This window comes from Psychrobacillus sp. FSL H8-0510 (assembly GCF_038008345.1).
GTDB classification, from domain to species: Bacteria; Bacillota; Bacilli; order Bacillales_A; family Planococcaceae; genus Psychrobacillus; species Psychrobacillus psychrotolerans.
The window spans coordinates 48,308-62,064 of sequence record NZ_JBBOYZ010000002.1 but is presented as its reverse complement, the minus strand read 5'-3'; the positions used below and the strand labels follow the sequence as shown (position 1 = coordinate 62,064).

18 protein-coding genes are annotated in these 13,757 nt (G+C 34.9%); 4 read left to right on the top strand and 14 right to left on the bottom strand.

What is annotated here, in order from left to right; all coding sequences use genetic code 11:
• Nucleotides 1–133: 133 nt before the first annotated feature.
• The 14 genes from MHI40_RS19920 to MHI40_RS19855 form a co-directional block, all read right to left on the bottom strand.
• Nucleotides 134–316 carry a hypothetical protein gene (locus tag MHI40_RS19920; protein WP_340764858.1) on the bottom strand — a complete coding sequence of 61 codons (183 nt, stop codon included), beginning with the start codon at nt 314–316 and terminating at the stop codon, nt 134–136.
• 95 nt (nt 317–411) lie between these two features.
• The gene (locus MHI40_RS19915) at nt 412–1,287 is read right to left on the bottom strand and encodes a helix-turn-helix domain-containing protein (RefSeq protein ID WP_340765616.1); all 876 of its coding nucleotides are present in this window, start codon (nt 1,285–1,287) and stop codon (nt 412–414) included.
• 302 nt (nt 1,288–1,589) lie between these two features.
• Nucleotides 1,590–2,570, bottom strand: coding sequence for a DHHA1 domain-containing protein (locus MHI40_RS19910; protein ID WP_340764856.1), 981 nt, complete (start codon nt 2,568–2,570; stop codon nt 1,590–1,592).
• A 167-nt stretch (nt 2,571–2,737) separates the two neighbouring features.
• A complete protein-coding gene (locus MHI40_RS19905) occupies nt 2,738–3,322 on the bottom strand; it encodes a hypothetical protein (protein WP_340764854.1) in 585 nt (194 codons plus the stop codon).
• An 83-nt stretch (nt 3,323–3,405) separates the two neighbouring features.
• Complete coding sequence (locus MHI40_RS19900; RefSeq protein WP_340764852.1) at nt 3,406–3,855, bottom strand: hypothetical protein; 450 nt, start codon at nt 3,853–3,855, stop codon at nt 3,406–3,408.
• Between the two features lie 158 nt (nt 3,856–4,013).
• Nucleotides 4,014–5,315, bottom strand: a complete 1,302-nt coding sequence (locus tag MHI40_RS19895; RefSeq protein WP_340764850.1) for a sigma-70 family RNA polymerase sigma factor — start codon at nt 5,313–5,315, stop codon at nt 4,014–4,016.
• A gap of 287 nt (nt 5,316–5,602) precedes the next feature.
• The gene (locus MHI40_RS19890) at nt 5,603–5,839 is read right to left on the bottom strand and encodes a helix-turn-helix domain-containing protein (RefSeq protein ID WP_340764848.1); all 237 of its coding nucleotides are present in this window, start codon (nt 5,837–5,839) and stop codon (nt 5,603–5,605) included.
• 191 nt (nt 5,840–6,030) lie between these two features.
• On the bottom strand, nt 6,031–6,246 hold the full coding sequence (locus MHI40_RS19885; RefSeq protein ID WP_340764846.1) for a hypothetical protein: 216 nt from the start codon (nt 6,244–6,246) through the stop codon (nt 6,031–6,033).
• Between the two features lie 25 nt (nt 6,247–6,271).
• On the bottom strand, nt 6,272–7,012 hold the full coding sequence (locus MHI40_RS19880; protein WP_340764845.1) for a hypothetical protein: 741 nt from the start codon (nt 7,010–7,012) through the stop codon (nt 6,272–6,274).
• Nucleotides 7,013–7,044: 32 nt separating this feature from the next.
• Nucleotides 7,045–7,626, bottom strand: coding sequence for an HD-GYP domain-containing protein (locus tag MHI40_RS19875; RefSeq protein ID WP_340764843.1), 582 nt, complete (start codon nt 7,624–7,626; stop codon nt 7,045–7,047).
• 264 nt (nt 7,627–7,890) lie between these two features.
• Nucleotides 7,891–8,367, bottom strand: a complete 477-nt coding sequence (locus MHI40_RS19870; protein WP_340764841.1) for a hypothetical protein — start codon at nt 8,365–8,367, stop codon at nt 7,891–7,893.
• Between the two features lie 291 nt (nt 8,368–8,658).
• Complete coding sequence (locus MHI40_RS19865; RefSeq protein WP_340764839.1) at nt 8,659–9,192, bottom strand: hypothetical protein; 534 nt, start codon at nt 9,190–9,192, stop codon at nt 8,659–8,661.
• 27 nt (nt 9,193–9,219) lie between these two features.
• The gene (locus tag MHI40_RS19860; RefSeq protein ID WP_340764837.1) at nt 9,220–9,600 is read right to left on the bottom strand and encodes a hypothetical protein; all 381 of its coding nucleotides are present in this window, start codon (nt 9,598–9,600) and stop codon (nt 9,220–9,222) included.
• A 120-nt stretch (nt 9,601–9,720) separates the two neighbouring features.
• The gene (locus MHI40_RS19855) at nt 9,721–9,936 is read right to left on the bottom strand and encodes a hypothetical protein (protein ID WP_340764836.1); all 216 of its coding nucleotides are present in this window, start codon (nt 9,934–9,936) and stop codon (nt 9,721–9,723) included.
• Between the two features lie 215 nt (nt 9,937–10,151).
• Here MHI40_RS19855 and MHI40_RS19850 point away from each other — a divergent pair, with 215 nt between their 5' ends.
• From MHI40_RS19850 to MHI40_RS19835, 4 genes are all read left to right on the top strand, one after another.
• Nucleotides 10,152–10,547 (top strand): hypothetical protein, encoded by a 396-nt coding sequence (locus MHI40_RS19850; protein WP_340764834.1) that lies wholly within the window; start codon nt 10,152–10,154, stop codon nt 10,545–10,547.
• 262 nt (nt 10,548–10,809) lie between these two features.
• Nucleotides 10,810–11,592, top strand: a complete 783-nt coding sequence (locus tag MHI40_RS19845) for an ABC transporter permease (RefSeq protein WP_340764832.1) — start codon at nt 10,810–10,812, stop codon at nt 11,590–11,592.
• A 299-nt stretch (nt 11,593–11,891) separates the two neighbouring features.
• The gene (locus MHI40_RS19840; RefSeq protein WP_340764830.1) at nt 11,892–13,049 is read left to right on the top strand and encodes a hypothetical protein; all 1,158 of its coding nucleotides are present in this window, start codon (nt 11,892–11,894) and stop codon (nt 13,047–13,049) included.
• A gap of 6 nt (nt 13,050–13,055) precedes the next feature.
• Entirely contained in the window at nt 13,056–13,694 is a 639-nt protein-coding gene (locus MHI40_RS19835; RefSeq protein ID WP_340764828.1) for an ABC transporter ATP-binding protein, read from the top strand.
• The last annotated feature ends 63 nt before the right edge of the window (nt 13,695–13,757 follow it).

Sequence of the window (13,757 nt, the reverse complement as noted above, 5' to 3'; positions counted from 1 at the left end):
AATCCCATCATTATATGCATCAGGCTTGGTATTGATAAGGCGAACCCTGCATTACCAAAGGGAATAAACACTCCGCTTTAGACAGAAAAAAAAGCCCAAGGAAGATCCCAAGGACTTTAATGTAGAAAAGAAACTATTCGGAAACGGACTCGAAACTAGCAGATATTGGCATTGTAACAAAGCCTGCATCGTTTAAAATCGAAAAATGTTTCGCATAACGTCCCTCGACCACTTGCTTCACCTCGTAGATTGCTCCCGCGGTTACTTTGTCTAATCTACAGCTACTTTTTGCTCTTAACTTCATTCCTTCTACCATGGAAATCGCTCCTTTTTAAATAGAGATATTTTGTACCTCAACCAATTTGTGTGGTACGCTCTATCATATGCGGAACTCTCTTTTTGATTACTAGACTACTCCAAATAGAATTTCTTATTTTCTTTAATCGATTGAATATAAAAAGGTAGCTCTTGGAATTCAAACATAAACAAAGTTTGTTGATATATATCTTTTATTTCTGCATGTGGAGCACCTTTTTTTTCTAGGCATTGTCCTTTATAGTATAAAAATTGTCCGACCAGAAAGTAAAAGGAAGTTGTTTTTGATTGTTGTATTCCATGATTGGCGGTTTCTAGAGCAGCATCGTAGTCTTGCATGTCATATAGTGTTTTACACTTATTGTATAGTACAGCTATAAGGGTTTCGTGTATTTTGAAATCATTATAGTTTTTATGTGTATGTTCCTTTAAAATCTTATTGTAGTAATACAGGCTCTTCTTCGTCTCTCCAATTTCCGAATAAACATTCGCAATGGAATTTTCAATCTTGATTTGTAGAAATCTGAATTGAATCGTTTGCTGATTCGATGTAATTAAGCTTTCTTTTAGCCCCTCAATACATTCTTCTCCAGTAATTCTTCTAAGATTGTAGCTAGCAATTTTTAGCATGTAATTAGAATAGGAATTTAACCAAACATTATCCTTATCCAGACTTTCTTCTTCTATCATTGAAATAACCATTTCATAGTTTTGCTCTTTTAACTGAAGGTCAATATTCTTAATTAGTTCCTCATTATCTAAAACATTTTCATAAAAGAGCATTTCAATAAAGTATTCAACAGGAACTTTTAATTTAGATGCAATTTTTAATAAAGTATCTATAGCCGGAAAAACATCCCCGCCCTCTATCCTGCTGATTGTGGACTGAGTGCAAATTCCTGATGCTAGATCCTTTTGGGACAATCGCATTTCACTTCTGAGCCTAGCGATCTCAACTCCCAGGTATTTCATTTCCAACAAAATCACCCCATATATAGAAGTAGACATGAAAAATCAATAAGTGTTTTATCACAATGTTTTTTGCCTCTATATGGAATTTTTCCCTAATCACAGCGGCCAAAACTGATATTAATTGTTCATCCCTAAGTTATTGATATTATCATATTCTTAATAGAAAAAATAATTATTGGTACTTAATTAATAATTTCAGAATATTCTTCATTAAAACCTATGATATTACTCGTAATTATGTTAATTAATATATATTTTATAGTAAAAAAGACTCCCTTTTATAGGAGTCATTGGTTCAGGTATTATGCTATTAAATTTAATGTATTAAGAGCTGGTTTTACATATTGCTGAATGTTTTCATCGGTAATAGCACATCCTGCAGCATGTGGATGACCTCCACCTCCAAATCTCTTGGCAATGTCTACTACTGGAAGTTTATCATCCTTCGATCGGAACGACAAAGTTCCTTTTGTCAGGTTGATGAGGACTACATAGTCTAAATAATCTCGAGTTTCGGCAATAAAGTGTCCAACCTCGGAGTGGTACTGTTCGCAAAGCACGACAGCTGCATGCTTGCCATCCACTTTAATTTCCTGTGCATAGCGATTTCTTTCTCTTAAATAGTGATAAATACGTTTTTCTTCTATTTTTAGCAATAATTCGAACTCTTTAGTAAAGACAAAACGTTTCTGTTTTATCATATGTCGCACCAATTCGAGATAAGCAGAAAAACCTATAAGATAAAACAGGTTATTTAACCGTTGCGGCTCGACATTTCCTTCTCTTTTCCAATCCCAAGTATCCCAAGAACGAACATTCTCAACGAATTGCTCTAAGGACTGCATAGATAGGTGTGATAAAACTCCAATTTTCATTAAGAAGTCTGCGTATAGGCTTGTTCCACAAGCAAAACGCTGATTTGCCATCACTGCAACTTCAGCCCAATCATAGTTGTTCAACTCGATTGCTGATAGATGATGATCAAACATTAACACATCTAATTTCGCAATTACTGCTACTTCAATGCTTTCAGCTACTTTTGCAGAGGGAGAAATATCGGTAAGAATTAATAAATCATCTTCTTGCATCTTTTCTAATAGAACAATAACTTCTTTATCTACTTCATGATTTCCTACAGCCTTATACTCCACGTTTGGAAATGCCTCTAAGGATAATGCAATTGGAGACAATCCGTCCAAATCGTTGTGAGAAAGGTGATATACCATTCCTTTTCTCTGTTGTAAAGAATGAACCTTTTTACGAATAGTTGGTGTGATTTTCATATAAATTCCTCCTGTTTATATATTGAGGTACATCGTCCTCATCCTGTTTATTTGTTACCATCTATCGTATGCGATAGAACATTTCTTTATAACGACAAAGAAGCAGGACCACCACTAAGGCGACTCTGCTCCCTTTAACTAACCAAATATTAGTGAAACGGATGAATTTAAATAACTCCTTCCCGAAGCTCTTTCAATTTTTCGAGAATTTCTTTTTCTTTTGTTAAAGAAGAAAGTATTTCGTTTTCCTTCATTCTTCTCGATAAATCTTGATTAGTCTTCACTATTTTAATTAAAGGTTTCCATTCCGCCACTAAATATTCTAACAAATCATATATATTCGTATACAATTGGTCATTTTCATGCATTTGATGGAAAATTGCTTCTTCTAGACTATTTTCCACAATACGCAATGTCTCCGCATAACTAATGAGAATTTGCCTGAATGCCTCTCTATGACTTTGCCCATTAAAATGCACATAAGTGCAGGCGGTGTTACATAGCCATTCAACCTGTTCTAGCAGGATTTTCACCGACTTGCTGGCGTATTCAAAGCTATTGTTTTCGACGAATTGTCGAATTCTAGAAAGGGTATCGTAGGCTTCTACCCAATCAGGTTTGGGTTTGTGTTTCGGTTTTTTAAACTTCTTTGAGATAAATTTTATTATTCTTACATAATCTTCCGTTATGACAAGGTATAACATCACAAAGAATAGTAATATTCCTAGTATTATTAATAGTACTTCTCCCATTCACAAGTCAGCTCCCTTTGTTCTCATCCTTTTTAGTTGTATATCAAAAGAGAACCACCCGTAAAGGTGGTTGTCTCGTATATTTATTGCTGTTTCCCTTCGATTACATACTTAATATCACGTACAAAGTCATCATGGTCATGAGCCATATAGCCACTCCCAAGGATAACAATCGTCTCTCCTGAAGAAGATTCAATACACGACCCATAATAACCATCAGACATCGTATTTATTTTTATATCATTCACTATATAAGAGGCAGTGTCACAGCCCAATTCTTTATCAGTAATCTTTTCACTTTCGGGATAAGTCAATTCGTCTCCCTCTAGTTTTAACTGTTTCGGCTTTCCGCCAGGTACAATATGAATGATGGCAGTCGTCTCATTCTCTTCTTGTTCGAAAATAAGGTCAACTGACACCTGTTTAAATACCTTTTGAATGGTTAAATGCGGATGCAATGAATTCCCTTGCTGATCAAAATAACTTTCGTCTCCGATAACTAATGCTAGATCTCTAACCTTTTGTTTACTCATATTCATTTCTCTCCTTTGATAGCTCGATGCGAACATCGTCCATTTATTTAGGTACCGTCCATTATATGCAACCTTCCCCTAAATCATTAATAATCTAGGAACAATTTTTTCTCGTAATAAAAAAGCCCGCAACAATAGCAGGCTTCTTTCCACTAACTTTAAGCTGTCTTTGCTAAATATCGCTTGGTTATTTCTCGAAGAATAGCACGTTCTTCCACTAGCTCTTTCTGAAGAGAATCTACCTCAGACAATGCAATATTTTTCGCATTCTGAATTTTATCCAATTCATCTCGCATTTTACTCATTTCCTCCGTCAGATTGGCTATCAACTCGTCTTTTTCTTCTATAGTGAACTTTTCTGATGTTTGTTTATTAGCTACTTCATCGGTTACCGCTGACTCATTAATTTTATCATCGCTCATACTCACGCTTTTCTCCTTTTCTTTCGCTTCTACGCTAGGATTAAATGCTGCAGATGTGGGAGCCACATATTCAACGTGCGTTTCGTTTTCTGTTTGGCTGTTTGCTTTTGAATTATCTTCCATTGGCAAATTCAACTCCGGATGCTTATAATTAAGATTCGTTTTTGGGGTTCTTCTCTTCCCAGGATTTTTATGTTTCTTGGTTAAACCGTTCACGCTCTTGAATTGATAGACTGACTCGACCGACATGTTATATTCCAAAGCTATACGTTTGTCTTTCCATCCTCTCTCTCTACATTTCTTATAATTACTTACGGTTAATTTGGACATATCAATAACTTCCTCCTCCATATTTTCTATTTCTTGTTTATCGACGATTCCAATTGCTAAAAGTCTTTTTGCTTTTTCTTCTCGTTGCAAGAAAGCTTTTTTCATCTTTTGCTTGATTCCTTTTCTTGTCCTAGAAATATGGGTTTGTGTATATCCCATTTGTATACCTAATTGTCTTTGGTTTAGACCATCCTTTCCATGAAGCATATTGTGGAAAACTGTTAACTCTACTGGTTTCAATGTGTTTTGAGCAATATCAATCATTTCTTCAACCTCTGCACGATTAACAAGATCCCTTTCTATGTCTACTCTTGCATCTGGAACAAGGTCTTCTACACGAAGTTCGTTCCCGCTGCTATTATCTGAGTGAACGATAGTTTCAAGGCTTACTAGCAGATGTTTGTTCTTATCTTTGCGAAGTTGCATTAATATCTCATTATTAATAACAGTACTGGCATAAGTGGCAAATTTTATTTCCTTATCTAAGTCGAAGCTTCGAATAGCTTTCATCATTCCAAACATGCCTAGCGAATGTTTTTCTTCTATAGTAAGATGGGGTGTTTTAAATTTATTGCAGAGGTAATAAATGAACTTATCATTGTTACGAATAATATCATCTTCGATATACCGCTTATCTTCGTTAGAAGAACACTCCATATACGCTCTTAACATTTTTTCATTGTCCTCGTACGCTCTTAATTTAGTCACTCTTCTCCCCACCTTTCTCCAACTAATACATCTAGACAACCTTAAATCTAATTGATTCTCCATTACTTGTTGGTCTATTTTAGTTAAGAAGCAGAACAACTATAACGATTGCATCGTCGAACCCTGCGGAATAGAAGAAAAAGCAACTTTTGTTCAGAAGAGAACAGCATTCACTAGCTTTCTCTGAAGGGTCCAGAGGTATAATGGCTAGGAAAATGGACAAAAAAAAGAAAGCCCTCCTAGAATGGAGGACCTTCTGATGGGCCAATAGTTATTTCTCTGTTTACTTATCTTTCCTTTAACGAAGTAACGAAATAATCGATGGGGTATCCTAGTGCATTTGTAATCTTTCCCATTTGCTTATAATAAGTAGAGGCATTTGGACTGTTCCCTGTTAGTATAAGGTTCAATGTAGGTCGAGAAACTCCCGTAGCAGTTGAAAAAGATGATTTTGAATAACCTTCTGACAGTATATAGGCTAATAAATGTTCCCCAATTTTATCCCTGTATTGATACAATTCCATAAATTTATCCAACCCCTCTCCTTCATATCATTGTTTTAGTTTATTATACAAAACTGCATAAGGGTGCGACAGCACATATTAAAAAAAATCACACCTGCGTCAACAGGAGTGATTTTCTGCTATCGATTTATTATTCTTCGTCTGTTAAAAAGATACTTTTAATTCCACAATTGTTCAGCATTTAAAAGAATCTATCCTTCTGTTTCAACCTTGTCGTCTTCGGTTACATCCCAGATATAGACCTCACGACCAGCAATGAGCTCGTCGTATTCGCCGTTTTGGATATTCACTGCGACTAGTTCACTTGCTGCTGGAGCATTCTCTGCCTCTACCACTACAGTCTCTACTTGGATATCTCTCTCTTCCCATGTTTCGGACAGATCGAGTGCGATATTATATTGATTCATTGGACACCTCCTGAGTTATTTTCCTTTATACCTCTAGCTCAGTTTCTAGATCTTTATCTAATTCTAATTCTTCCCCAGGCTCTTTCCTTAAGGCTAGCTCTCGCTCCAACTCTTCTAAATCTACTTCTAACTCAGCCTCCTCTTCTTCCTCTAGTTTCGATGCTTCAATTTGCTGTAGAATATCCGTTACTGTATCTGGTTTAACTTCTGCAGATGTAATTCCGCCGTACACATAAGCATCTTCTGGATGTACATCTTCTTGATATACAGTAAGCAATTCTTCTTCCATCATGCCTTCTGTATCATAGTCTACAATTGTTACGTCTACCTCTTGGTCTGCAATTACACTTTGCACATTTCCGCCTACGATTGTCACAATTACTTTTGCTGGTTGATTTTCCATTGTAATCTCTCCCTTTGATTTCATGTATTTTCCTAATAACTGCAATTGTTTGATTTCTGCTTTCAAGTGCTCCATTTGTTCGGCGATAAAGGAATCTTCCACAATATAAATATTTTCCAACTCGAACAATTCTAGATCCTCCATACCATGTGACGATTCTTTTAATTCTATAGGTACTCGGTACACATCATCTTTTAGCGTAAAACAAGCCATTTGACCAAGCTTCAAGAAAGAACCTTCTAGCAATTCTTCTAAAATAGAAACGTTGTACTTATTCACCCAGTAATTACTTTCCGAGCTCATATCCATATAAGTGGATTCAATCTTTTCTACCAGTTGTTCGTACGTTAAGGAATGTTTCATGTTTTTCTTCCTCCCTTATCCATTTTTATTTTTTAGCTAATCATTTGAGCATATAGCTCATCTTCTACTTGGAAAAATGCGGACACAACTTCTGGACAGAAATGCGTACCGGTATCTTTCTTAATGATGTTAAGTGCCGTTTCCCTTTTTAATGCTGGACGATACGGACGTTCGGAAATAAGTGCATCATATACATCAGCAACAGATATAATTCGTGAAAAAACATCGATTTCTTCTTCTGGTAGTGAATGTGGATATCCTTTCCCATCAACTCGTTCATGATGACTAAGAACTGCCTTGCGAACATTCTCTGGAAACAAATTTTTATCCAACATGTTGTAACCATGAAGTGGATGACCTTTCACTATTTGAAACTCTTCTTCTGTTAGACGACCAGGTTTATTTAAAATCTCTAGTGGTACATAAATCTTTCCTATGTCGTGAAGACGAGCTGCGAAATAAATCATCTCGACGTCTTCTTCTGTAAAGTTCATTTCTCTTGCGATTTCTGTAGCAACATTAGCTACATGATTAGAATGATCAGCTGTGTATCCATCGTATGCTAATAAATGTCTATACATTTGTTCATAACGATCCCTTTTGATTGATTTCATGAGAAACCCCCTTTTTTGTTAAGACATAACATTGTATGCAGGCTCCTTGTCCTTCATAATAATTCCTCTATGTACTGTGTCGTACGTTGTTCGGAAGTAAACGAATAAAGGAATTCCATAAGAAAAAGAGATCCTATAAGGACCTCCCAAAATCATTTGTAAAATTATTGACAGAAAAAACACCTTAGCTCTCTTAGGTAGGAGCTTAGGTGCTTTACTTTAATTTTCTAATAAAGGTAGCAATCCTGGTTCCTCTTGGTAGGTTTAATCTACTTTCTTATCTCTCTTTGCAATAAAATGATAAACACTTCCTGCGTTAGAATCTGATGGAGCTGATGGATTATTAAATTCTTCCCAAGCATGACTAAAGGAACTTGTAACCATATCATGTAATTCAAATAATTCATCATGGTTATCTTTTGTAGAAGCTGATTCCGTATCAAGACTCAATTCTTCAATTAAATTCAGAAAATCCATAGTTTCGTGTTCGTTATAAAGACCGTAAATATCCTTAATCATCCTATACGCTAAGATATTTGGTATACATTCATTAATGTCCATCAGGAAGATGAATGAATCTTTATTATTCTTGTGGTATACCTGCACAAGATCAATTTCATGTTTATGAAAAGCAATCATTATATTATCCCTTAACATATTTTCATTAAAATAAAAGACACAATCCGTTCCTTCTTCCGACAACATGGATAAACCGTTAATAAAGGACTTCTTAATTCCCATTCGACATTCAACTCCTCTTCTTATTTTAGTAGTTTCCTTTTTCACTAGTTTCTAATCATTTTTTTGTTAATTGAAGTGCTTGTAATTTCTTTCGAATGCGAGTAATTCGACCACAGAATTCAAGAAAGGGTGCGGCGTAAAATTACTCAGTGTCGCTTGGGGATATCCATTTTTATCATCCTTCCTAATTATAAATAATCCTGTGTTTCCCTTAAGATTTATTTATGATATGCATTACTTTTATAAAAACATCAAAAAAAAGGCACAACCAAGTGGCAGGCCTTTACTAAATTATTTCGTGTTGTTGTCTTCTTCATCTTCAATCAGAATAATTTCAACGCTCTTGATACGAACGTCTGAATATTCATAGTTCCCATAGTCCTTATAGGTAGCGAAAACATCATATACGCCATCTCCAAAGCCTGAACTAAAAGCTACTGCTAATCCTTCATTCCCCATGCGGTAAGGAAGTGAACCAGCTTGGTTTTCACCTAGCGTAATATCCGAGATCTGATCATAAGTACCTGTTGTTTTAATAAAGCTAACAACTTTTTCTTCAATTGATTCCATCGCATTTTTTAGAACCAATAGAGACAGCTCTTTTGGTGATTTACTCGAGAAGCGAAGGAAATAACTAGATAAATTAGATTCGATAGCAATGCCCTGCTTTGTTAAGATATCGGCTACTTTATCTCCACCTGCTCCCCAAAACTGAATCCCGATTTCTTCTCCATCATTTTCCCACTGTGATTTGATGTAGGAAGGATCCATCACCATTAATTGTCCTGAATCTACCCCTACGCGTCCGATTAATTTTCTTTCCATGTTTAACTCCTCCTCTTTCCTGTTTAGTTATGCATTCGCCATATGTTTAGCAGCTTCTTCATTGCACATATACGAACCTAATCTCTCGATAGCTTGATCCAAGCTAAACATACCCAGTACGTAAAGCTCTCTTATGGTATTAACTGCTGGATGTGGTCCATCAATGTGAAATTGCTCTAACGATTTTTCATCCATCGCATAAAGTTGACCATTCTCTGATACAACCCCACCTTTTGCAAGCCAACGAACCATTCGTTCCTTTTTACTTAGAATGGTCATGCTTTTCCCTCGGAAAACAGCAGCCTCTTCTGGTTCTTGTTCAGAAATGAACAAAGCATTTGGTTGAAGAGAAAATGATGGCATTTCACAACTGACACAATGTAATCCTGCGAATATTGCTTGTTCCATATTTATGCACGCTCCTTTTCATCATCACGCATTTGTGCGTGTCCTTTTGTGTTAGTTCTATGTATGATATGCAGAAACGCTTATACTGAACACAAAAAGGAGACGTCCGAAGAGACATCTCTAATTGCCGATATACTCCATCAAATCTAATTGAAAGAAATTCTCCAGTTTCTCTATAGCATCTTTAGATGCTCGCCCACCTTCCATCAAATTGACCATTTCTCGTTCATCTACAGATATGCTAGCTGCAAGTTCTGCAGGATGTATATTGGCATTTTTGCAGTACTGATAGATGTATTCTCCAATTGGCTCTTTGAATCTAGTTAGTACTTTCATACAATCCCCTCCCTTTTTATGAGCTACTGTAGTTTATGCGAAAATCTGTGTTTTTATAAAAACGCTATTAAAGTAAATGATTCACCAAATTATGGTGTTTTATGACCGTTCACTAACCATTTTTCCTATTTCTTGCATAACATCCTATATACCGAAATAGTAGACTAAGGTACAGTAGGAAAGTAGTAAACTATTTCATGGAGGGAGAGCTTAAGATGAAAATGAACAGAAAAATAATGACTGGAATGCTTGCCGTAGGTCTTTTAACAACTGGGGTATTGGGTGTTCAAGCTGAAGAAGAAGCTCGTGGCATAAATATTACTGTTCCTGGATTAAACGGAACTAACACCGCAGGAAAGCAAACTAAAGTAATTTCGGATATGGATGGATATTTAAACATTTATGAAATTTCTGGCGATAACAAAATGGATGGAAGAGCAGAGACAGCACTTCATACCTCAACAGGTCCTTGGGTACGTTTATCTCATGACAATAAGGGCTATTTATTACCGAATTCAATAAAAAAAGATGCGAAAATAACTGCTAGATTCAGTTCTGATTTAACGACCTACCTACCTATTACGGTTACTGGTTCATTCCAAGGTAATTAAGTCACTGATTCCAAAGACATTATTAAACAGATTTAAAGACCATGAGGATTTTAAATCCACGTGGTCTTTATTTTTACCTTAAGCTTTCTAAAAAGGGCATCTCCCATTTAGGAAAGTAAATTGTAAATTATAATTGACTAATGTTTATATTTCTGGTTTACTTGAGTTGAGGATATAACCAAATGGTGTCCCGTAATTACTAACTGTGAAATTGATACTATTAATTCCAGTGGTTTTAAGTAGCAGAATAGGAGAGTGAGAAATGTTAAAACAACAAATTGGGGTTGAATTCAAGCGGATATTTACGTTTAATAGAGTTTTAATATGGTTTCTAATTATTACTTTGCCTGTGTGGATACAGTTCTTGATAATACAGGATGGCTATTCCTTCACAGACAATATAGACCTTTACGGGCGTTTGCTTAACGGTGTTAGTGCAATGATTTTTCCAATTTTGATATTGTTCGTTTTTGCCGACACAATAATTCATGAAAGAAATAATAATTATTTAACTTACACCAAGATTAGAATAGATTTTAATACATATCTGAACGCTAAAATCATAGTAAATGCACTTCTTTCATTTGGGGTTTCATTCCTATTTGCATTTTTACCGTTCGTATTTGTTCAATATATAAACCCATCTTTTGGATTTATCTCTGATATCGGGGTTAGTGGAAATCTACCTGGCACAGTAACTTTCGACCAATTATTGGTTTTCGGACCTTTTGTGTATGGATTAATATACTCCATCTGGGTGGGACTTAATGGTGTTTTATTTGCTACTTTGCCTATAATCTTATGCCTACTCTTAGATAATTCATTTGTTGCACTATCAATACCATTTGTATGGTATCAAGGGTTGAGTTTTATCTCTGCTGTGTTAGGCATTGCAAAATTTGCACCATTATATACGGTTTTCCCATATTCTATAATCCAACAAGAATTATGGACAGTATTTGTACCATTTTCTATCCTATTAGTAATCGTGATTGTCAGTTATATATATCTAAAGAAAAGGAATTCAACAGAATGGTCATTTTAAGGAGTCTTATTAATGAGCTTTTGCAGTTAAGATGGATTATATTGGGCTTTGTTATCTTTATCTTTTGTTTTGGAATTAGAAAAACAATTATCGAAAGTAGTGCACCTGTAAATGCCTGGGATCTGTTAATAACATTATTAAGCGATGTTAACTTGATTCTTTATTTCATTTTGCCATTTCTGTTGTATTTCAATGTTATTTTTTTAGTAAAGAACTTTGAATATCATTCATTGATTAGATTAGGCTCATATCAAAAGTGGGTAAGAATGGTCACAATGAAAATCCTAATTTATATAATTTTGACGATTTTCGTTTGGTTATTAGTTGCATTCATTATGACTATAGGCTTCTCTTATACAAACGAATGGAGTTTAGGAAGTAATTCATTTGTAACTACTGACATTATGAGTCAGTATTTTACTACTCCAGCTCTAGCTTTAATATATCAAATAGTTATGTTCTTTATTACGACATTAATTATCTTAACTTTTGTAAATACTACATATGTTTTCCTTCAGTCTTGGAAATGGATTAGTTTTGTTGTTACCGCTTTATATATATTTTCTCTTGTATCCTGGAAGCTTTTCCCTGAGAACCTTACGAAAGTATCTCTTTCAAACTATGTGGCTATGTATCAAACATTAAACCTTTGGAAAAGCACATTCACGACACCTATAATGGCAATCATTTCGATTGTATTAATCTACTTAGTCTTGCAATTTAAAGATGGAAAACTTAAAGTAAGCCTCACCTCTTTTCAGATGGGAATCGCCGTATATCTTTCTATAGTCGTACTAGGAACTTATTTTATGACGGATATCCGAAGTAACACTGTTATCGATCTATTTCTCCTTAATTTTTTCGGCACCTCATCGTCGGGTTATACTCTCATGTCTTATTTGTATTATATAGTAGTATTTTTTGGATTTTTATATCTTACCCAAGTCTATCTAACTAGAGAATTTTCAGAATTGAGTTACTACAAAATCATACGATACAGCTCCATGTTTAAGTGGATGGGTGAATGGTTACGAAAGATTTTATTAATGGCTATGTTGTATTTAGCTTTTATATTTTCATTGACTTTGATAGTGGCATATTCTAGAGGGATGGAATTTTCCTTACAGGTAACTGTAGTAGAAGATATGACTTTTGCTTCTCTGTTATATCACTTTTTTATCAATGGCTTACTACAATTAAGCATTTACCTTTTACTAATGATTACGTTGCAAATAGTTTTCAAAAGAAGTTCAACCAATTTACTGACAATAGCCTTTTATATCGCGTTACTATTTCCTGGATATAAATATATTCCAGTGGGTTTAAATGGGTACAGCCATTTGATAAATGGTTCCTCACCAATAGTTATATCATTGTATTTGTTCCTCGTAGCTTTAATTGAAGGGATATGTATATTTTATTTGCTAAAGAAAAAATATGTATTAGAGGGAGTATGATTATATATGAGCCTTATTGAAGTAAGAAATGTCCATAAGTCCTATAAGGGCTTAACTATATTCCAAGATATAGATCTAACTATTGAAAAAGGGAAAATTTACGGGATTGTAGGTCCTAACGGCTCTGGCAAATCTGTATTATTCAAGTTAATCTGTGGATTCGTGAGACCTGACAACGGAGAAATACTAATCGGAGGGGAATACTTACACAAGGATATAACTTTTCCAAAGAATTTTGGTATCATAATTGATAGACCCGGTTATCTAGGGAATAAAACCGGTTTTGAAAATCTTAAATCTCTAGCTATGATACAAAATAAAATTGATGATGAACAAATCATTAATACAATGAACTTAGTTGGACTCCAGTCTACAGCAGAACAGAAGGTTCGTAAGTATTCATTAGGCATGAAGCAGAAGTTAGCTTTGGCACAAGCCTTCATGGAAAATCAGGAAGTATTAATACTGGATGAACCTTTTAATGCTCTAGATTCTGAAAGTGTGGAGAAATTGCGTAGCCTCTTACTTGCTTACAGAGAAGAAGGAAAAACAATTATAATGACTAGTCATAATCAAGAGGATATTGATTTACTCTGTGATGAAGTCTATAGAATTAATAAGTTTAAGTTAGAAAGCTTATACTAGTTATTACTACTACTTCTGTGGATTCTGAAAAACGAATCTATGTAAGATTTAGAATAAATACGA